General features: G+C 58.5%; 18 protein-coding genes and 2 pseudogenes (1 of these 20 only partly in view). 6 read left to right on the top strand and 14 right to left on the bottom strand.

Annotated elements, in window-relative coordinates:
• Positions 1-1,241: the 3' portion of an IS701 family transposase gene (locus PNAP_RS08710; RefSeq protein WP_011799600.1), read on the top strand. 136 nt of this gene lie to the left of the window's left edge; the window shows 1,241 of its 1,377 coding nt (coding positions 137-1,377); its start codon lies beyond the left edge, outside the window; the stop codon is at positions 1,239-1,241.
• A 22-nt stretch (positions 1,242-1,263) separates the two neighbouring features.
• Here the strand turns inward: PNAP_RS08710 and PNAP_RS25605 are convergent.
• The 4 genes and pseudogenes from PNAP_RS25605 to PNAP_RS08690 all read right to left on the bottom strand — a co-directional run.
• A pseudogene (locus tag PNAP_RS25605) lies at positions 1,264-1,841 on the bottom strand (IS5 family transposase); the annotation flags it as partial.
• Between the two features lie 34 nt (positions 1,842-1,875).
• Positions 1,876-3,431 (bottom strand): IS3 family transposase gene (locus tag PNAP_RS08700; RefSeq protein WP_157040246.1). Its coding sequence is split into 2 segments (ribosomal slippage): positions 1,876-2,471 and positions 2,471-3,431, totalling 1,557 coding nucleotides; the frame shifts between segments, so codons are not numbered across the junction.
• Positions 3,432-3,555: 124 nt separating this feature from the next.
• Positions 3,556-4,425 (bottom strand): annotated as a pseudogene (locus tag PNAP_RS27895) (IS3 family transposase); the annotation flags it as partial.
• Positions 4,422-5,072 carry a transposase gene (locus PNAP_RS08690; RefSeq protein ID WP_232290770.1) on the bottom strand — a complete coding sequence of 217 codons (651 nt, stop codon included), beginning with the start codon at positions 5,070-5,072 and terminating at the stop codon, positions 4,422-4,424. The pseudogene PNAP_RS27895 and the gene PNAP_RS08690, both read right to left, overlap by 4 nt.
• Between PNAP_RS08690 and PNAP_RS08685 the strand changes: the two genes are divergently transcribed.
• On the top strand, positions 4,978-6,015 hold the full coding sequence (locus PNAP_RS08685; protein WP_011801137.1) for an IS630 family transposase: 1,038 nt from the start codon (positions 4,978-4,980) through the stop codon (positions 6,013-6,015). The two genes, PNAP_RS08690 and PNAP_RS08685, sit on opposite strands and share 95 nt — an antisense overlap.
• A 4-nt stretch (positions 6,016-6,019) precedes the next feature.
• Here PNAP_RS08685 and PNAP_RS27600 read toward each other — a convergent pair whose 3' ends face one another.
• The 10 genes from PNAP_RS27600 to PNAP_RS08635 all read right to left on the bottom strand — a co-directional run bounded on the left by PNAP_RS27600 (position 6,020) and on the right by PNAP_RS08635 (position 15,137).
• Positions 6,020-6,220: an IS4/Tn5 family transposase DNA-binding protein gene (locus PNAP_RS27600; RefSeq protein WP_011801136.1), complete on the bottom strand. Its 201-nt coding sequence runs from the start codon at positions 6,218-6,220 to the stop codon at positions 6,020-6,022.
• 96 nt (positions 6,221-6,316) lie between these two features.
• Positions 6,317-7,528: a glycosyltransferase family 4 protein gene (locus PNAP_RS08675; RefSeq protein ID WP_011801135.1), complete on the bottom strand. Its 1,212-nt coding sequence runs from the start codon at positions 7,526-7,528 to the stop codon at positions 6,317-6,319.
• Complete coding sequence (locus PNAP_RS08670; RefSeq protein ID WP_011801134.1) at positions 7,525-8,274, bottom strand: polysaccharide deacetylase family protein; 750 nt, start codon at positions 8,272-8,274, stop codon at positions 7,525-7,527. Before PNAP_RS08670 ends, PNAP_RS08675 begins: the two co-directional genes overlap by 4 nt.
• A 19-nt stretch (positions 8,275-8,293) precedes the next feature.
• On the bottom strand, positions 8,294-9,793 hold the full coding sequence (gene rng / locus PNAP_RS08665; RefSeq protein ID WP_011801133.1) for a ribonuclease G: 1,500 nt from the start codon (positions 9,791-9,793) through the stop codon (positions 8,294-8,296).
• 18 nt (positions 9,794-9,811) lie between these two features.
• Positions 9,812-10,414 (bottom strand): Maf family protein, encoded by a 603-nt coding sequence (locus PNAP_RS08660; RefSeq protein ID WP_011801132.1) that lies wholly within the window; start codon positions 10,412-10,414, stop codon positions 9,812-9,814.
• A 21-nt stretch (positions 10,415-10,435) separates the two neighbouring features.
• Positions 10,436-10,903 (bottom strand): 23S rRNA (pseudouridine(1915)-N(3))-methyltransferase RlmH, encoded by a 468-nt coding sequence (rlmH, locus tag PNAP_RS08655; protein ID WP_011801131.1) that lies wholly within the window; start codon positions 10,901-10,903, stop codon positions 10,436-10,438.
• Positions 10,900-11,769: a ribosome silencing factor gene (rsfS, locus tag PNAP_RS08650; RefSeq protein WP_011801130.1), complete on the bottom strand. Its 870-nt coding sequence runs from the start codon at positions 11,767-11,769 to the stop codon at positions 10,900-10,902. The genes rlmH and rsfS overlap by 4 nt, the downstream gene beginning before the upstream one ends.
• Before the next feature lie 378 nt (positions 11,770-12,147).
• Positions 12,148-13,071: an oxygen-dependent coproporphyrinogen oxidase gene (hemF, locus tag PNAP_RS08645; RefSeq protein ID WP_011801129.1), complete on the bottom strand. Its 924-nt coding sequence runs from the start codon at positions 13,069-13,071 to the stop codon at positions 12,148-12,150.
• Positions 13,072-13,080: 9 nt separating this feature from the next.
• A complete protein-coding gene (gene purD / locus PNAP_RS08640) occupies positions 13,081-14,373 on the bottom strand; it encodes a phosphoribosylamine--glycine ligase (RefSeq protein ID WP_011801128.1) in 1,293 nt (430 codons plus the stop codon).
• A gap of 38 nt (positions 14,374-14,411) precedes the next feature.
• A complete protein-coding gene (locus PNAP_RS08635) occupies positions 14,412-15,137 on the bottom strand; it encodes a YebC/PmpR family DNA-binding transcriptional regulator (protein WP_011801127.1) in 726 nt (241 codons plus the stop codon).
• Positions 15,138-15,231: 94 nt separating this feature from the next.
• On the opposite strand from PNAP_RS08635, the gene PNAP_RS08630 reads away from it, so the two are divergent.
• From PNAP_RS08630 to PNAP_RS08615, 4 genes are read left to right on the top strand one after another with little or no spacing between them, the layout of a single operon-like run.
• The gene (locus tag PNAP_RS08630; protein WP_011801126.1) at positions 15,232-16,749 is read left to right on the top strand and encodes a helicase HerA-like domain-containing protein; all 1,518 of its coding nucleotides are present in this window, start codon (positions 15,232-15,234) and stop codon (positions 16,747-16,749) included.
• Between the two features lie 38 nt (positions 16,750-16,787).
• Complete coding sequence (gene upp / locus PNAP_RS08625; RefSeq protein ID WP_011801125.1) at positions 16,788-17,417, top strand: uracil phosphoribosyltransferase; 630 nt, start codon at positions 16,788-16,790, stop codon at positions 17,415-17,417.
• A 49-nt stretch (positions 17,418-17,466) separates the two neighbouring features.
• A complete protein-coding gene (gene aat, locus PNAP_RS08620; RefSeq protein ID WP_011801124.1) occupies positions 17,467-18,249 on the top strand; it encodes a leucyl/phenylalanyl-tRNA--protein transferase in 783 nt (260 codons plus the stop codon).
• Positions 18,246-19,007 (top strand): arginyltransferase, encoded by a 762-nt coding sequence (locus tag PNAP_RS08615; protein ID WP_011801123.1) that lies wholly within the window; start codon positions 18,246-18,248, stop codon positions 19,005-19,007. Before aat ends, PNAP_RS08615 begins: the two co-directional genes overlap by 4 nt.
• Positions 19,008-19,067: the final 60 nt, after the last annotated feature.

Below are 19,067 nucleotides of genomic sequence, written 5' to 3'. Positions count from 1 at the left end.
TGCAAGGACTCCTGGGGCCGGGCGCGCGCAAAAGTGTCGCACCCATGGCTGAACGTGTGTGTCCCGGTCAGACGCAGCAACTCCACCATTTTGTGTCGTCATCGACTTGGTCCACCGCTCCGCTGGAACAGGTGCTGCGCAAGAAGGCTGACGCTTTGGTAGGCGGCAAGGACGCTGTGCTGATCGTGGACGACACGGCGCTACCCAAGCAGGGCAAGCACTCGGTAGGGGTCAAGCGCCAACACTGCGGCGTACTCGGTAAGCAGGCTAACTGCCAGGTATTGGTATCGCTCACCTTAGCGCGCAAGGAAGTGCCAGTGCCGATCGCCCTGCGGCTGTACTTGCCCGAAGATTGGGCACAGGACGAAGCGCGTCGTGCAGCAGCCAAGGTACCCGAGTCGATTACGTTCGAGACCAAGGGTGACATCGCGCTGGCGCAGATCGATGCCGCGCTGGCTGACGGCGTGCGCTTTGGCATGGTGCTGGCCGATGCCGGCTATGGCAGTTCGGCAGGCTTTCGCGCTGGGCTTACGCAGCGAGGGCTACGATGGGCAGTGGGCGTGCAGCCCACGCAGAAGGTCTATCCAGCTGATGTGCGGCTCGATGTGCCGGCCGATCCCCCGGTGGGGCGCCCCGCCAAGCACCCAAGACCTTCGACGCCGAGCGTGTCCGTCGTGCAGATGATTGAAACGTTGGGTTCCAAGGCCCTGCGGCGCTGTTCCTGGCGCAGCGGCACCAAGGGCATGCTCAGCGCACGCTTTGCTGCTGTGTGGGTGTGCGTTGCTGACGGCGCGCTGGTATCGCATTGGCAGCATCTTCCGGGGCAAGCCGCATGGCTGGTGTGCGAAGTGCGCTCCAGTGGCGAGCGCAAGTATTACTTTACTAACCATCCGGCTGACACGCCGCGCAGGACGCTGGTACGCGCGATCAAGGCCCGCTGGGCGTGCGAGCAGGCGCATCAGCAACTCAAGGATGAACTTGGCCTGGACCATTACGAAGGCAGATCCTGGCTGGGACTGCACCATCACGCGCTGCTGACCATGATGGCTTTTGGTTATCTGCAGCACCGACGTCTGGACAGTGTTTTGCAAGCGGGAAAAAAAACTGGCATCCAATGCACCGGGACCGCCACCGCAACCATCATTGCCAGCGGTACGCCGGGCCATTCTCGCCGCGCTTTGTCGGGTAATTTGCGTTCAGTGTCCTCATTGCGGCGCCACGATAAACCTGCGTCAGCGTGAGTGACATGGCAGAGTAGTGATAGTCATACCCTTTGTCCAGGCACAGCCCCCTGAGGCTTTTCTGGCGTAGGCGCCGGACGCGGCACCATCAACCCGGTCAGCGTCGCCTCAGCCAGTTTCATGTCGTGCCGGTTGGCTCCGTCCACCACAACGGCCAGCGGGATGCCATGCGCCTCGGTCAGCACGCTGCGCTTGACGCCGCCTTTGCCGCGATCCGTAGGGTTGGGGCCGGTTTTTTTCCCCTCCCAAGGGGGCCTTGGTCATGGCACCATCCAATGCCAGCCATGACCAGTCAATTCCATCCAGTGCCTGCAGCGACAACAGGCCCAAACGCCAGAACTCCTCGAACAAGCCCGCCTGCGTCCACTCCTGAAAGCGCCGATGCGCCGCGCTGCTCGAACAGATGCCCGTGGTATTCAACGCATTCCATTGCGCCCCGGTGCGCAACACAAACGCAATGGCATTCATCGCCGCCCGGTCGCTCACGCGCGGGTTGTGACACCCCAGCGGATGCGCCTTGCGCGCCGGCAGCAGCGGCGCCATCTGCTGCCAGACTTCATCGGGCAGCCTCCAGCCATCGTCTTGCTTGACCATACCCATGATCTTTCTCCTTTTTCCATCAGGAGGCTTGGACTCAAAAAAACGGAAAAGACTCCACAAATTTGCAATTTACTGGCCTACTGGGATACGTTCTAAGTGAGCCGAGGGATATTTTGATCCGCTTTTCGTTATACCAGCGGATGTAGGAGTCAACGACCTGAATGAATTGTTCAATGGTTGTGGCCTGCCAGTTTCGAGGGTAGAACAACTCCGTTTTCAGCCGCCCGAAGAAGCCCTCGCAGGCCGCATTATCTGGCGAACACCCCTTGCGCGACATCGAGCGAATGAGCTTTGCATCGCCCATCCGGGTGAGCCAGCCAGGCCAGCGATAGTGCGCACCGCGATCGGAGTGGACGACAGGCCGGTCATCGCTGTTGGCCAGCGTCTCGATGGCAGTGTCCAACATCGTGTTCACAAGCGCAGCATCAGGACGTGTGCCGATGGTCCAGCTGACAACCAAGCCATCAAAGCAATCGATCATGGGCGACAGGTACACCTTGCCAGCCGGGATATGGAATTCCGTGATGTCAGTGAGCCACTTCTCATTCGGGGCTGCAGCCTGGAAGTCGCGGTTAATGAGATTGTCTGGCGCCGGGCTGATTTCTCCCAGATAGGAGCCGTACTTACGTGCTTCTTAGCAGCAACGACCAGGTATTCCTGCTTCATCAAACGTCGCACGACCTTCTCCGAGATGAACACGTGCTGCCTGCCCAATGCCGCCCGTAACCGTCGATAACCGTAGCAGCGATGATTGCGCTCGAAGACATCTGTGATGGCAAGACGCGCATCTGCATACTTGTCGGCGAGCCGTAGCCGTGCCCGATGATAAAAGTAGGAGCTGCGGGGAAGACCCAGCGCGGCAAAGAGTTCTGATAGCGAATAGAGCTGTTTCAGGGCATCAACCAGCCGCGTCTTCTCCTGGTTGCTCAGGAGAGGCCGGTCGACGCCCAGGCCTTTTTTTAGCAGTTCATTGGCCTTCTTCAAGATGTCGTGTTCAAGCTGCAGTTGCCGGACGTCGCGTCGAAGCGATTCGACTTGCCGCTCCAGTTCCGTCCGCTCAGGATCTGGCGGTGAATCGTTGTGTTGTTTCATGGATGCGGGAGCTTCAGGACCCAGGAGTTGGTTTTTCCATTGGTACAGCGCCCCCCTGCTCACGGCCAGCTTTTGTGCAATGGCTTGCGCACTTGTCTGCCGGGTGCACAGCTCGATGACGGCTGCCTGCTTTAGCGCTTGAGGGCGCGGCACGCTGCGCGCTTTGCCGACAACGCGTTTCCTCGTTTCGGGGTGCAGTTCATCGAGCCAGGCTGCGAGCGTATCGCGGCACGGGTATCCCAGTGCCTGCAGGGTTCCAGCCAGGCAGCGACCATGGTTGAGGTAGTGCTGGGCGGCCACTTTCTTCTGTTCGTCTGAATACTTCGGCCTCGAACGCGCATAGCCCACCGGCAAATCGCGACCTTGTTCGTATTCCCGATGCCAGCTCTTGAGCGCGTTCTTGGTCGGGTACCCCAGCTTGCGAATGGTCGCGCCAGTGCGTTTGCCGAGTTTGATGTAGAGCTTGACGGCTCGAATGCGGTCTTCGTATGAGTACATGAACTATCTTCCCAAGTAGTCCAAGTTTTCCGCCGCACCCCCGATTGGACGCCTTTGCCGCTTCATAGACGTCCGCGCGCTTTGACAGCAGCGCGCCGTCCTGGCCTGCATGGCGCTCCTGGGGTGTGACGAAACGAATGGCGCTGTGTCGATGTTCCAGGTTGTACCAGTGCACAAACGCGCCCACCCACTGGCGGGCCGCCAGCAGATGCTCGAACGCTTGGTGAGGATAGTCGGGTCGGTATTTGAGCGTCTTGAAGAACGATTCGGAATACAGGTTGTCATTGCTGACGGCCGGGCGGCTGAGCGAAGGCATTACGCCCAGTGCCTGCAAGGTGGCCAGCATGGCCGCGCCTTTCATCGGGCTGCCATTGTCAGAGTGAAGTACCACCTGATGAGGTGCAATGTTTTCCCGCAGGCAGATGTCGCGCATGACCTCGCTGGCCAGTTCGCTGCTCTCGGCCTCATAAACTTGCCAGCCAACGATTTTGCAGCTGAAGATATCGAGGAACAGGTACAGGTAGAAGTACCTGCCCATGACGCGCGTGGGCAGGTAGGTGATGTCCCAGCTGAACAGCTTCCTGGGCACTGTGGCGCGCAGCGCACGCGGTTTGCTGCGCGGCTGTCTGGGTCGTTCTGCGCCACGGTGCTGGAACTGGCGCTCGGCCCTGAGCACGCGGTAAAAGGTCGACTCCGAGGCGATGTACTGGCCCCGGTCGGCCAGCTGGGGAACAATCTGGCTGGGCGCCAGGTGGCGAAATTCCTCAGAGTTGGCTACTGCCAGCAAGGCCTGGCGCTCCAACCCACTGAGCCGATTCACGGGAACTTGCACCCGCGCTGGGCGTTGATCACCCCGGGATTCCTCGCGCTGCCAGCGCTGCAGCGTGCGCTCGCTCAGGCAAATCGCTGCGCACGCCCTGTCCTGGCGTGCGCCTGCTTGGGTGGCGTCAGCCACCAGATCCATGACTTGGCGGCGCTGCGCGAGGGCGGTCATTTGACCTCGTCCTCCCACAGCGCGCGGAACTTTTTTTGCAGGATCAGCAAGGCTGCTGCCTCTGCCAGGGATTTTTCCTTGCGCACCAGTTCACGCTTGAGCTGCTCGTTTTCATCTTGCAAACTGCGTAATTCCCCCGTGCCTGAAGTCATTTTCGTTGGGGCGCAGAACGCCGCTTGCCAGCTCGTCAGGTGATGGGCGAATAACCCGCGCTCGCGGCACCACGCCTGCAGGGCCTCGCCTGACAAGCCATGGGTTTCGTGCAAGGCCAGCAGTTGCTCCTGGGCACTCCAATCCTGAAGGCGCTTTTCCTTTGCCTGCGAAATGTCGGCTTTGTTTGCCATTCCTTTTTTGACCCAGTTCCTGGCTGTGTGGTAGTTGATGTTCAGCTCCTGGGCAACGGACTCAATCGTGCGCTCTCCACGGGAAAGCAGCTTGACGATGGCTTGTTCGACAAATGCGTCGGAATAGTTTGTTTTCATGGATGTCTGTGCTTCTATTGATCCGGCCCTGTAAAGTTTGAATTTTTTCAGGTTTGGAGGTCTAAGCGAGATGGAAAAAGAAGACGCAAGGTACCAGACACTTGAGCGACTGCACGAGAGGCGCAAGCAAGTCGTGCGGCTGCACAAAAAGGGCATCAAGATCATGCAGATCGTCGCCTTGAGCGGACTGAGTTATCCGACAGTCAGGCGCTCGATCGAGCTGTACGAGCGCGGCAGTTGGGAAGCGCTGCGACCGGCTGACCGAGGACGCAGCAAGGGCCAGGGGCGCGTGCTCAGCCTGCAACAGGAAGATGCGATCCGGGGCAGCATCATCGACCAGCGCTCCGAGCAGTTGAAGATGGATTTTTGCCTGTGCAGCCGCCGGGCGGTCATGCTGCTGATCGAGCAGCAGTATGGCATCACACTGCCGGTACGCACCGTGGGCAAGTACCTGGCGCGCTGGGGGTTTACGCCGCAAAAGCCGATTAAGAAGGCGTACGAACAGCGCCCTGAGGCCGTGCAGGCCTGGCTCGATGAGCAGTACCTCGCCATTGAGGTACAGGCCAGGGAACAGAGGGCAGAAATTTACTGGGGCGATGAAACAGCGCTGGTCAATACGGACGTACGGGGGCGCAGTTACGCGCCTGCGGGCAAGACGCCGGTAGCCTTTGCCCCGGGTGGCTCGCGCCACAAGCTGTCCATGATTGCCAGCGTCACCAACCAGGGCAAAGCGCGCTGGTTGATCATTGACGAGGCGTTCAACTCGGACCGGCTGATCGAGTTTCTCCAAGCGCTGGTGAAGGATGCGGGCAAAAAGGTCTTGCTGATTCTGGACAATTTGCGCGTGCATCACAGCCAGCCGGTCAAGGCCTGGGTGGCCGAGCGAAACGACAAGATTGAGCTGTTTTACCTGCCCAGCTATAGCCCGGAACTCAATCCCGAGGAGCGGCTGAACGCAGACTTGAAACAAGCGATGGGTAAAAGGGTGCCGGTGCGCACCAAAGCCAAGCTGTGCGATGCGGCCAATGATCACATGGCCATGCTGGAGCGCTCACCCGAGCGTGTGCGCAGCTACTTTCAGGACCAGCGGGTCAGGTATGCCGCTTAAAACTTTATCGGGCCGGATCAATAAAAAAGAACTTTTTAAAGGCGACATGTAGTCTGACACAGGGGGTGTCGGCCCAGTCCCCGCACGCCTGCGGCACGCTCGCCGTGGGCTGCGCACTCAAGCGCTCCACCAGCCGGATGGCTCGCCTGTTGCGCCGCTCATCGCCCAGGTCTATCGTCTCAAATTCAGTGCCTACCCAGCCCATCTTTGTCCTTCAACTTTTTCCTGGAAGGAATTTTGCCGGAGTTGTGTATAACGAAATGGGCTTAGACTCCTGTCTCGAATCTGGGGGCCGCTTTAGTCACTGAGCGTTGACAGCGTTTTTACTTGCAAGCACTGAGTGGTAAAGCGACTCCTGCTTCAGGACCAGCTTACGCCACTGGTAGGAGCTAGCGAAATCCTTCGCCCCTTGACTCAACTGATTTCGTAGCGCGGGTTGGGTCAGAACCAATTCAAGAGCATGCTGCAACTGGGATTCATCTGTAGGGCTATCAAGAATTAGGGCATTCATGCCATGCTGCAGCAAACCTGAAATGCCACAGTATTTAGGCCCACTAACGACTACAGGCAAGCCATATGACATGGCTTCCAGAACGACCATGGCGAAAGTGTCTTCAAGCGAAGGATGGACCAGGCAATCGGCAGCTTCATAGGCAGGTGCAACATTTTTAAGCGAACCTAGAAAGAAAACACGCTTTTCCAGGTTGAATGTTTTCACCTGCTCTTTGAAGAAGGACAGCTGTGACTGATTTCCCACCACCGCCAGCGTGAATTCGCCAGGAAACTGCGCCAGCGCCTTCAGCAAGGTTGCAAGGCCTTTTTTCCGGTAATCGTTGGCGACAAACAAGATGCAATACCCAGCGAGCGGCAGACCCAATAACGCCCTTGCCGCATCCTTGCGCAGTTTCGTTACCGGCAACTGCGGCATCGTGATGCCCGGAGTAATCACCGAAATCATTTCTGTGCAGACCGGGTAGCTGGATTCCATGATGGCGCGCAGGTAGTCAGAGGTGACGACCACTTGCCGGCCCTGACGGATGGCATACCTGAAGTGCTCAAGGCCCAGATAAGCCAGCAGGCGCGGACTCGTGACCACCTTGACCCAGCGCAAAGCCCGCCGTCCACCCTTGCGATCATGAAACAGGTTGTACTTTACCGGCAGGACATGCACCGTCTGAACATCACCGTGCCATGTGTTTTCATGCGAATGCACGATGTCAAAACCGTGTCGGGTCAACCACCAGGTACGGGTGGCGAACCACAACTGATTGATCCATCGCGGTTTAAGCAGCGGTGCAGAAACGCGGTGATAAATGATCCCAGGCCACTGATGGTCTATTTTCTGTGCAAACACATGAATCTCATGCCTTGCCGCCAGCTGCTCCACCAGCGAAATGGAATAGCGCTCTGCGCCACCGCCTGCCGTCGAAAAAGTCCGGTTCAAAACCGCGATACGCAATCTTCTTTTGTCGCTGTTCAAATGCGTGGCAGAGCTTGAAAGCGGTGAACTCATTTCTTACGCCGGTCCTCATAGGCAGTCGCAATTTTGAGCAAAAAAACCGGCAGGCTGGTCGAGCGCAAAACGGGCACGCGCGGCAATTGCAGCATGCCGGTCTGGGCATGACAACGACCACGTTGCGTGGTGGTAGCCGTCACAAAGCCCAATTCGCCAGCAACGGCCATATGCTTGGGCTCATAGCGACCGTAGGGATAACAAAAGTGATCGACTGGTCGCTTCACGACTGACTCAAGCTCGGTTTTTCCAAGCATCATCTCAACGCGACACTCGTCCTCGCCAGTAGCGGTCAGATCGATATGCCGACGGGTGTGCGACCCCACCTCTTGCCCGGCCTCAACCCATTGGCGAATTTGCGATTCGTTCATCAGCGGGGTCTGCGCAATGCCCAGGCTTTCATCCCATGCATTGGTCTTGCCAAGCAATCCGCTCACGGCATAGCAGGTGGACGAAAATCCCTGCATCCTCAGCGCAGGCAAAGCATGTGAAAGGTTATTCAAGTAACCATCATCAAAAGTAATTCCTACAACCTTGCCGCTCTTTTTGCCAAGCAGGTAGGGTTGCAGGGCACTCATGGACAAGCCCGTGTAACCCAGCCGTTTTAGCCAGACCATTTGCCTTGCAAAGGCTTCTGGCGCTACATACAGGCTTCGAAAAGGACTCCCTTTGGGAGGTGCTGCGGCAATCTGGTGATATACCAGAATCGGAATGGGTTTCGTATTGGCCGTGTATATTTTTGACATGCTGTGCAAATCAATCTGATCACAACAACACGATATCGTATTGTTCTTGTGCCATGACCGCTTCAGCCTGCAATGAAATGGGCTTTCCAATGAAGTCGCTCAGGCTTGCCAGGTGCTGGCTTTCCTCATCCAGAAACAACTCAATCACTTTGGGCGAAGCCACTATCCTGAACTCGCGTGGATTGAACTGCCGCGCTTCGCGCAAAATTTCACGCAGGATGTCATAGGTCACGCTGCGGGCTGTTTTGACAATGCCTTTGCCAGTACAGGCACTGCAAGGTTCGCACAGTTGATGCGCCAGTGACTCCCGGGTCCGCTTGCGCGTCATTTCGAGCAATCCCAACGCCGAAAATCCATTGACCGCTGTCTTGATGCGATCCCGCGCCAGTTGCCTTTTGAACTCGGCCAGTACCGCATCACGGTGGTTTTCCTTGCTCATGTCGATAAAATCGACAATCACAATACCGCCCAGATTACGCAGGCGAAGTTGCCGGGCAATTGCTTGAGCGGCCTCAAGATTGGTTTTGTAAATGGTTTCTTCGAAATTGCGGGCGCCAACAAATCCGCCCGTATTCACATCAATAGTGGTCAAGGCTTCCGTCTGGTCAATGACCAGATAGCCGCCTGATTTGAGGTCCACCCTGCGACCCAGCGCTTTTGCAATTTCTTCGTCAATATTGAAAAGGTCAAAAATAGGCCGTTCACCGCTGTAAAGCTGAAGTTTTGGCACCGTTGAAGGCATGAACTCCACCGCAAAAGCTTTCAGTTTTTCAAACTGCTCACGGGAATCAATGCGGATGGTTTGCGTATTTTCCAGCACCATATCACGCAATACACGCTGCAGCAGACTCAGATCCTGATGCAAAACCGACGTGGCAGGCAAGCGCAATGAGGCTTCCTTGATGCGTATCCAGGTTTTCCTTAAATAAGCGATGTCCTCGGCCAACTCCGTGTCAGTAGCCTCCTCCCCATTCGTGCGAAGGATAAAGCCCCCGCCCATATCACCCACCAGAGTCTGGACACGTTGACGCAAGTCTTCGCGCTGCCGGGGCGGAATTTTTTGCGACACGCCAATGTGATTATCCTGGGGCAAAAAGACCAGCAAACGGCCAGCGATGCTGATTTGCGCTGTCAGTCGAGCCCCCTTGGTGCCCATTGGATCCTTGAGAACCTGCACCATCACAGCCTGTCCCTCGAACAACTGCTTTTCAATCGGCCGAAGCGATGAAGCCGCCGGCAATATCGATGTACCGTCTGCCCGCAACTCGGTTTCTACATGGCGACTATTGATGCTGCTCATCAAGTCGGCAACATGCAGAAATGCGGCGCGGTCCAAGCCTATGTCGATGAACGCAGACTGCATTCCCGGTAGCACCCGCACCACCTTGCCAAGATAAACATTCCCGACCAAGCCACGCTCAAGCGTGCGTTCAACCTGCAACTCCTGCACGGCCGCATGCTCCACCACGGCAACCCGCGTCTCCTGCGGCGACCAGTTAATCAGTATCTCTTGTTGCATTGTTGTCAGACGGTAAGGCTAAATATCAAGGCCGGCATCCTGAAGCAACGAGGCCGTTTCCCATAGGGGCAGCCCCATGATGCCACTGTAGCTGCCGCTGATGCGGGTAATGTGCATCGCCACCCGGCCCTGTATCGCGTAGGCGCCTGCTTTACCCATGGGTTCTCCAGTCGCCACATAAGTCTTGATCTGCCGGGCAGTCATGGCCTCAAGGCTCACCCTTGAGGCACTAAGGGCCTCAAATCGCTGCTCCCCCTGCTGGACAGCAACTGCCGTCAGGACACGATGGGTTCTGCCAGCCAGTTCAGACAGCATGCGTTCCGCATCCTGGGCATTGTCCGGCTTGCCGTAAATTGCGCGTCCGAGCGCAACGGTGGTGTCAGAACACAAAATAGGCGCGGGCAGCAGTTGACGCCGGGCTAACCGCGCTGAAGCCGCCTCCAGCTTGAGCCCTGTCACGCGCTTGACGTACGCCACAGGCGCCTCATTGTGCAGTGCAGTCTCCAGCGCCTCTGCATCTTCACCAGCGTCAGGCAGCAGCAACTCATACCGCACGCCCAGCTGTTCCAGCAACTGGCGGCGCCTCGGGCTTTGAGAGGCCAGATAAACAAAATTCACCATACTCAAAATACCTGCAAAAAACTACTCGCGATGATACGGATGATTGATTGTGATGCTCCATGCACGATAAAGCTGTTCGATCAGCAGCACGCGTACCATGGCATGCGGCAGGGTCAGGTCCGAGAGGCGAATGCGTTGATGGGCGGACTGCTTGAAGCCGGCATCCAGCCCATCCGGCCCGCCAATCACGATGGCGACATCATCACCGGACAGTTGCCAGTTTTTAAGATGTTCGGCCAATGCCATGGTGGTGACGGCCGTTCCGCGTTCATCCAGCGCCACAATCCGGCAACCCCGGGCAATTGCGCCTTCAATCCGGGTGCGCTCTGCCGCGAGCAGATTCTCAAGGGTCTTGGAGCCGCGCGGCTCGGTTTTGACTGCCTTGAGTTCGACTTTCAACTCGGGGGGAAAGCGTTTGGCGTAGTCGTCATAGGCTGTCTGCGCCCAGTCGGGCACCTTCTGGCCGACGGCTACGATGGTCAGCCTCATTCGCTCCGGGTCGTGGTTTTCTTCGCTGCAGGCCTCTTGACTGCAGGCTTTTTAACAGCGGTCTTGGCAACGGTTTTCTTGGCAGCCACTTTTTTGGCGGCAGGAATTTTAACAATCGGCGTCTTGGCAGGTGCTTTTTTAACGGCTGCTTTCTTCGCCTCCGGCTTGGCCTCTGTCGCGGCTACCCTGGCCGGTTTGCGCGCCTTGATGGTTTTTGCCTCAGGTTCTGCGGCCGGCTCCGTGGCGTTGCGCTTGGCGGTCCAGTCGTTGGTTTTGCCAACCCGGCCCACATAAGTTCCGTCATCGGTACGGGCGATTTTTTTGACGTCGGGCTGGGCATCATCGCCCGTGGCATCTTTTGCGGCCTTGAACGGCTTGGCGGCAGATTTGGACTTGCTGCCTGCAGCAGTGCGCGACCTGCTGGCAGGCTTGGCTTCTGCTTTCACCTCGACTTTGGCAGCTTTGGGCAGCGGCGCGGGCGCTCCCAGCTTGAGCTTGATGGGTTTATCGCCCCAGAGTTCTTCCAGGTTGTAGTACTGGCGAATCGTAGGCTGCATGATGTGCGCAACCGCTGCACCGCAGTCCACAATGATCCACTCACCATTTTCCTCGCCCTCGATGCGGGGCTTGGAAAAACCGGCATCACGTACGGCATCGCGTACGCTGGCTGCGAGGGCTTTGGTCTGGCGGTTGGAAGTTCCCGAGGCAACAATCACACGCTCGAAAAGAGAAGTGATGTGCTCGGTATCAAACACCTGGATGTTTTGCGCCTTGACATCCTCCAGCCCGTCAATAATGGCGCGCTGCAGTTTCTGGACATCTTTTTTGCCCTCGGTGCTGGGGGTTTTGACAATGGTAGAGGTCATGCAATGCTTTGCTTCAATAAGGTAAAAAATTAACCGGGGCCATACAGCTGGTGAAGCGAAATATAACGTGCAACCGATTCGGAAACCAATTTCGAGACTTCTTCAGCAGTGGCAGCGCCCGAAGCCATCAACCGACGAACCCGAGGTGGCGCTGACCGGCATCAAGGGCAGCTTGAGAGTGAAAAAGCGGTGTTTATGCGGCGCGTAAGCATCAAATTTGGTTTGAGCCAGCGTAGAGTCTGCGCAATCAGCTATATAAATTATAGCGAGTTCGAGAATCTCCCGCCATTTGCACTCTTGCCTGAAAGCTGCGAACTGGTCCGCGCCTATAAGAAGGTAGCGCAGACATCCAGGATTCCCGGCCTGCGGCTTCAGCGCTCAAACCCAGTCCCGCCTGACCAGAAACTCTTTGTAAAGACGTTCCTCGGGCGATCCGGCTTCATTGGGCCGCTGGTAAGACCAGCTTGCCAGAGGCGGCATCGACATCAAAATCGATTCGGTGCGCCCGCCCGACTGCAGGCCGAAATGCGTGCCCCGGTCCCACACCAGGTTGAATTCCACATAGCGGCCCCGGCGGTACAGCTGAAAATCGCGCTCGCGTTCACCGAAAAGGCTGTCCTTGCGGCGCTCGACTATCGGCAAATAAGCCTGCAAAAACGAATCGCCGACGCTTTGCATCATGGCAAAACTCTGCGCCAGGCCAAGCTCCTGAAAGTCATCGAAAAACACGCCGCCTATGCCGCGCTGCTCCTGCCGGTGCTTGAGGTAGAAATACTCATCGCACCACTGCTTGAAGCGTGGATATTTGTCATCGCCAAATGGCTTCAAGCTGTCTTTGCAGACCTGGTGAAAATGCACGGCGTCTTCATCAAAACCGTAGAAAGGCGTCAAGTCCATGCCACCGCCAAACCAGCAAACCGGCTCGCAATTTTCACCAACAGGTGTTGCCGCCAGCATCCGGACATTCATATGCACGGTCGGCACGTAGGGATTGCGGGGATGGAACACCAGCGAAACGCCCATGGCTTCAAACGCAGCGCCTGCCAGTTCGGGCCGGTGCTGGGTTGCGGACGGCGGCAGCCTCGGACCCCGTACATGGGAAAAGCCGCAGCCGGCACGCTCGAACACCCTGCCCTGCTCCAGGATTTTGGTGATGCCATTGCCCTGCAGCGTTTCACCCGGCTCTTTTTGCCAGTGGTCGGTCATGAATGGCTGGCCGTCCACCTCGGCAATGGCGTGCGTGATCCGCTCCTGCAAACCCAATAAAAAAGTGCGAACGGTTGAAAGGTCGATGCTGGACATGATCAGCAATCAGGACTTGATGGCCCGGTAGCCAATGTCCTTGCGGTACTGCGCGCCGTCAAATTCAATACTTCGGGCGACTTCATAGGCGCGCTGCTGCGCGGCTTTGACGGTGCCGCCAAGTGCGGTCACGCACAGCACGCGGCCGCCGGAAGTGACGATGGAGCCATCCTGCCGTTGCGTTCCAGCGTGAAACACCATGGCATCTTCGGTTGCCAGCGGAAGGCCGTGGATCGCATCGCCCTTGCGCGGATGCAGCGGATAACCGTGCGCGGCCATGACCACGCCCAAGGCCGGACGGCGGTCCCATTCCAACTCGATCTTGTCGAGGGCGCCCGAGGTGGCGGCCATCATCACATCGAACAGATCGGTTTTCAGCCGCATCATGATGGGCTGGGTTTCCGGGTCACCCATGCGGCAGTTGAACTCCAGCGTCTTGGGCTTGCCGTGGGCATCAATCATCAGGCCGGCGTACAAAAATCCGGTAAATGGAATGCCGTCCTTTTCCATGCCCTTGATGGTCGGCAGGATGATTTCGCGCATCGCCCGGGCATGCACATCGGGCGTGACCACCGGGGCCGGCGAATACGCGCCCATGCCGCCGGTGTTCGGACCCAGGTCGCCGTCGAGCAGGCGCTTGTGGTCCTGGCTGGTGGCCATGGCGGCCACGTTCTTGCCGTCGCACATGACGATGAAACTGGCTTCCTCGCCTTGCAGGAATTCCTCGATGACGACGCGCGCGCCGCCTTCGTTGTGCGTCACGCCCAGCGGGTTGAATTCCGGGTCGGGCGCCAGCATGAACTCGATGGCTTCATGCGCCTCGTGCAGCGTCATCGCCACCACCACGCCCTTGCCAGCCGCCAGGCCATCGGCCTTAACGACAATCGGCGCGCCCTTTTCATCGATATATGCATGCGCCGCCGCCGCATCGGTGAAGGTCTCATACTCCGCCGTCGGAATATGGTGACGCTTCATGAAGGCCTTGGAAAAGGCCTTGGAGCTTTCCAGTTGCGCGGCCGCCTTGGTCGGGCCAAACACCCGCAGGCCATGCTTGCGGAACTCATCGACAATGCCAGCGGCCAGCGGCTGCTCGGGGCCAACGACCGTCAGCGCTATCTTTTCAGTAGCGGCCCATGCACGCAGCGCCTGTACATCCGTGATATTTATGTTCTCAAGCCGGGCATCGAGCGCCGTTCCGCCATTGCCCGGCGCGACATAAACCGCCTGTACCTTGGGCGACTGGGACAGTTTCCAGGCCAGTGCATGCTCACGGCCACCGCCGCCGACGACTAAAACTTTCATGCTGCAGCTTTCATTGTTGTTGTGTTTGTAGGAGTGGCTTATTCGGAAAGCTCGGCGTTGTGAAAGACTTCCTGCGTGTCGTCCAGGTCTTCCAGCACATCCAGCAGCTTTTGCATCTTCTGGGCATCTTCGCCCGTCAGTTCAATCGTGTTGTCGGCGCGCATGGTGACTTCGGCCAGCTCCGGCGTCAAGCCGGCCGCTTCCAGCGCGTTCTTGACGGTTTCAAGCTCGGTGTAAGGTGTCAGCACTTCAATCGCACCGTCCTCATGCGCGATCACATCGTCGGCACCGGCCTCCAAAGCCACCTCCATGACCTTGTCTTCGCTCGTGCCGGGCGCAAAAATCAACTGGCCACAGTGTTTGAACTGGAAAACCACCGAACCCTCGGTGCCCATGTTACCGCCGTGCTTGGAAAACGCATGGCGAACTTCGGCCACCGTGCGAACCTTGTTGTCGGTCATGCAGTCCACCAGAATCGCCGCCCCGCCGATGCCATAGCCTTCATAACGAACTTCTTCGTAGTGAACGCCTTCGAGGTTGCCCGTGGCCTTGTCGATGTTGCGCTTGACGGTTTCAGCCGCCAGGTTGGCCGCCTTCGCCTTCTCGACCGCCAGGCGCAAGCGTGGATTGGTCGCCAAGTCACCGCCGCCCAAACGCGCGGCCACCATGATCTCGCGGATGACCCGCGTCCAGATCTTGCCGCGTTTGTCGTCCTGGCGACCCTTGCGGTGCTGAATATTCGCCCATTTACTATGACCAGCCACGGAAAATCCTTTTGTAATTGATTTAATCTATACGCTGCATTTTACTTTTCGCTTGTCTTGCCTTGGGCAAGTTTCATCAGGACCAACCCCCATCATGGCCGATCCGCTCCTCATTGCCCAAGATTCCTCGACCCGATGCGAGCTTCTGCCCGCGCTGGCCAACCGCCATGGGCTGATTACGGGCGCCACCGGAACGGGCAAAACAGTCACCTTGCAGACCCTGGCCGAAAGCTTTTCCAGGATCGGCGTGCCCGTCTTCATGGCCGACGTGAAGGGCGACCTGACCGGCATCAGCCAGGCGGGCACGCTGGGCGAAAAAATGGCCGGCATCCTGAAGGAGCGCGGCATCCAAGCACCCGAACCCCTGGCCTGCCCGGCCACGCTGTGGGACGTGTTTGGCGAGCAAGGCCATCCGGTGCGTGCCACCGTGTCCGACATGGGGCCGCTGCTGCTCGGCCGCATGCTCAACCTGAATGACACGCAGGAAGGCGTCCTCAACCTGGTCTTCAAGATCGCCGACGACAACGGCCTGCTGCTGCTTGACCTGAAGGATTTGCGCGCCATGCTGCAGTACGTCGGCGACAACGCGAAGGACTTCACGACGAAATACGGCAACGTCAGCGCCGCCAGCGTGGGCGCCATCCAGCGCGGGCTGATGCAGATCGAGACGCAAGGAGGCGCCAAATTCTTCGGCGAGCCGATGCTCAACATCAGCGACTTCATGCAGACCGACAGTGCCGGGCATGGCGTCATCAACATCCTGGCGGCCGACAAGCTGATGCATTCGCCGCGCCTGTACGCCACGTTCCTGCTGTGGATGCTGTCGGAGCTGTTCGAGCAGTTGCCAGAAATCGGCGACCCCGACAAGCCCAAGCTGGTGTTCTTTTTTGACGAGGCCCATTTGCTCTTCACCGATGCGCCCAAAGCGCTGGTCGAGCGCATCGAACTGGTGGTGCGACTGGTGCGCTCCAAGGGCGTGGGGGTTTATTTCGTCACCCAAAATCCGCTCGACATTCCGGATTCGGTCCTGGCCCAGCTGGGCAACCGGGTGCAGCACGCCCTGCGCGCCTACACGCCGCGCGACCAGAAAGCGGTCAAGGCGACAGCCCAGACGATGCGGCAAAAGCCCGGGCTGGACATTGAAGCCGCCATCACCGAACTGGCCGTGGGCGAAGCGCTGGTGAGTTTCCTCGATGCCAAGGGCCGGCCCAGCATGACCGAGCGGGTTTACGTGCTGCCGCCGGGCAGCCAGATCGGCCCGATCTCGCTCCCACAACGCGAGCAGTTGCTGCAGGACTCGCTGGTGGCCGGCGTGTATGAAAAAGAAATGGACCGCGCATCGGCTTACGAAATGCTTCTGGAGCGTGCAGGCGCAGCCACCGGCCAGGCGCCCGCAGCATCAAACGGCGGCGCGGCGGGCGAGTCGGCGTTTGGCGGCATGCTGGGCGGGCTCAATGACGTGCTGTTCGGCACCACCGGGCCGCGCGGCGCCAGGCATGACGGCCTGGCGCAAAGCATGGCCCGGTCCGCCGTTCGCACCATGGGCTCTACCGTCGGGCGGGAAATCATCCGAGGCGTGCTCGGCAGCCTGTTTGGCGGTAAGAAACGCTGAAACATCCGAATCAACCACCCCAAGAAAGCCCGTCATTCATGAGCAACGTCCACCTGATCAGCCACCCACTGGTGCAACACAAGCTGACCCTGATGCGCCGCAAGAACGCCTCCACCAGCACCTTTCGCACCCTGCTCGCCGAGTTGAGCAACCTGATGGCCTATGAAGTCACCCGCGACATGCCGCTTCAGGACATCGAAGTCGAAACGCCGCTGGAGACCACGACCGGCAAGATCATTGACGGAAAAAAACTCGTTCTGGTTTCCATCCTGCGCGCCGGCAACGGTTTTCTCGATGGCTTTCTCAACGTGGTGCCCGGCGCCCGCGTGGGCCACATCGGCCTGTACCGCGATCCTGAAACGCTGTCGCCGGTCGAGTATTACTTCAAGATGCCGCAGGAGATGCAAGAGCGCGACATTGTCATCGTCGATCCGATGCTGGCCACCGGCAACTCGGCCATCGCGGCGGTTGACCGGCTGAAGCAGCTCAAGCCCCGGTCCATCAAGTTTGTCTGTCTGCTGACCTGCCCCGAAGGCGTTGCCGCCTTGCAAAAAGCCCACCCCGACGTGGACATCTACACCGCGGCGATTGACCGGCAGCTCAACGAGCATGGCTACATCCTGCCGGGCCTGGGGGATGCCGGGGACCGTATTTTTGGAACAAAATAAGGCCTTTGCGCAATCAGCACGCGCATGAGTAGCTATTAAAAATATAGCAATGATTAAAAAAAACATCAAGCCATCATCGCCGCCGCTGCCGTGGCTTGTGGCCGGTCAGGCTTTTCCGCCACTGGAAGACGCCTGGGGCAGCGCGGACCCGGCACCGGGCCTGCTGGCGGCCGGCGAAACACTCGATGCCGCCACCCTGGTCCGGGCTTACGCACGCGGGATTTTTCCCTGGTTCAGCCTGGGGCAGCCGGTGCTGTGGTGGAGTCCTGATCCGCGCATGGTGCTGCAAACACGCGACTTCAAGCTGCATCGCTCCTTGCGCAAAGGCATCGTTCGCTTCATGAACGATGCGCACTGCGAAATCAGGTTTGACAGCGCCTTCCAGCGCGTCATCAGCGCCTGCGCCAGCAAACCCAGGGCCGGCCAGGCGGGCACCTGGATCGTTTCGGAAATGGAGCAGGCTTACGGCGAACTGCATCGCGCCGGTCATGCCCACAGCGTGGAAACCTGGGTGAACGGCGAACTTGCCGGCGGCCTGTATTGCGTCAATCTGGGCCGGATGGTGTTTGGCGAGTCGATGTTTGCGCATCAGACGGACGCCTCCAAAATCGCGCTGGCTGCGCTGGTGGCCTTTTGCCGCGCCAAGGGCATCGCGATGATCGACTGCCAGCAAAATACCGGGCACCTTGCGTCACTCGGCGCTTGTGAAATCAGCCGCGCCGAGTTCATCAGTCATCTCAGCCGGAACGTGGGTAAAACCGCTCCCGCATGGCATTTCGATTCTCTATACTGGCATCAGATTTTGAATGACGCAACGCCCGCAACACCGTGACGCACCTCAAAGACCTGCCTCTACACACCCTGCAGTTTTACGCAACGGCGCCCTACCCTTGCAGTTATCTGCCGGGCAGGCAGGCTCGCTCGCAGGTTGCAACGCCCAGCCACCTTATTCATAACAACGCTTATTCGGAACTGGTCACCCAGGGCTTCCGGCGCAGCGGGATGTTCACCTACCGCCCTTACTGCGACGGCTGCCAGGCTTGCGTGCCGCTTCGCGTGCCGGTCAGCACCTTTCAACCCGACCGCAGCCAGCGCCGTGCCTGGAAGCGGCACCAGAAGCTGCTGGTCAGCAGTCTCAAGCTGTGTTTTTTGCCCGAACACTATCAGCTCTACCTGCGCTACCAGAACAGCCGCCATGCCGGCGGCGGCATGGACCACGACAGCATTGACCAGTACACCCAGTTTTTGCTGCAAAGCCGCGTCAATTCGCGCCTGGTGGAGTTTCGCGAGTGCTTGCCCAATGGCGAGGCAGGCGCCCTAAAGATGATCTCCATCCTCGATGTGCTGGAAGACGGCATCTCGGCGGTTTATACCTTTTACGAACCGGAAGATCAGGCCGGCTATGGCAACTACAGCGTGCTTTGGCAGATAGAGCAGGCCCGGCAGCTCGGCCTGCCTTTTGTCTATCTCGGTTACTGGATAGCGCAAAGCCCGAAAATGAACTACAAGCTCGGATTCCGGCCCAACGAGATCCTGCAGAATGGCCAATGGATAGCTTCCAGCACGGCCAAGGCCATCAGTCACGAATGATTTAACGGCCAACAACGGGGCGACGCCTGGTACTGGTTCAAATTACGCGACTGATTTCAC

The sequence above is a fragment of the Polaromonas naphthalenivorans CJ2 genome (genome assembly GCF_000015505.1).
Lineage (GTDB): Bacteria > Pseudomonadota > Gammaproteobacteria > Burkholderiales > Burkholderiaceae_C > Polaromonas > Polaromonas naphthalenivorans.
This window is presented reverse-complemented; position numbering and strand designations above follow the sequence as displayed.

Excerpts from the sequence above, each read along its gene's own strand:
- upp (WP_011801125.1), top strand. The coding sequence starts at position 16,788 with ATGAGCAACGTCCACCTGATCAGCCACCCACTGGTGCAACACAAGCTG.
- purD (WP_011801128.1), bottom strand. The coding sequence starts at position 14,373 with ATGAAAGTTTTAGTCGTCGGCGGCGGTGGCCGTGAGCATGCACTGGCC.
- PNAP_RS27600 (WP_011801136.1), bottom strand. The coding sequence starts at position 6,220 with ATGGGCTGGGTAGGCACTGAATTTGAGACGATAGACCTGGGCGATGAG.
- PNAP_RS08660 (WP_011801132.1), bottom strand. The coding sequence starts at position 10,414 with ATGGTGAATTTTGTTTATCTGGCCTCTCAAAGCCCGAGGCGCCGCCAG.
- rsfS (WP_011801130.1), bottom strand. The coding sequence starts at position 11,769 with ATGACCTCTACCATTGTCAAAACCCCCAGCACCGAGGGCAAAAAAGAT.
- PNAP_RS08675 (WP_011801135.1), bottom strand. The coding sequence starts at position 7,528 with ATGAGTTCACCGCTTTCAAGCTCTGCCACGCATTTGAACAGCGACAAA.
- PNAP_RS08630 (WP_011801126.1), top strand. The coding sequence starts at position 15,232 with ATGGCCGATCCGCTCCTCATTGCCCAAGATTCCTCGACCCGATGCGAG.
- rng (WP_011801133.1), bottom strand. The coding sequence starts at position 9,793 with ATGCAACAAGAGATACTGATTAACTGGTCGCCGCAGGAGACGCGGGTT.
- PNAP_RS08690 (WP_232290770.1), bottom strand. The coding sequence starts at position 5,072 with ATGATCTTGATGCCCTTTTTGTGCAGCCGCACGACTTGCTTGCGCCTC.
- rlmH (WP_011801131.1), bottom strand. The coding sequence starts at position 10,903 with ATGAGGCTGACCATCGTAGCCGTCGGCCAGAAGGTGCCCGACTGGGCG.
- aat (WP_011801124.1), top strand. The coding sequence starts at position 17,467 with ATGATTAAAAAAAACATCAAGCCATCATCGCCGCCGCTGCCGTGGCTT.
- hemF (WP_011801129.1), bottom strand. The coding sequence starts at position 13,071 with ATGTCCAGCATCGACCTTTCAACCGTTCGCACTTTTTTATTGGGTTTG.
- PNAP_RS08670 (WP_011801134.1), bottom strand. The coding sequence starts at position 8,274 with ATGTCAAAAATATACACGGCCAATACGAAACCCATTCCGATTCTGGTA.
- PNAP_RS08685 (WP_011801137.1), top strand. The coding sequence starts at position 4,978 with ATGGAAAAAGAAGACGCAAGGTACCAGACACTTGAGCGACTGCACGAG.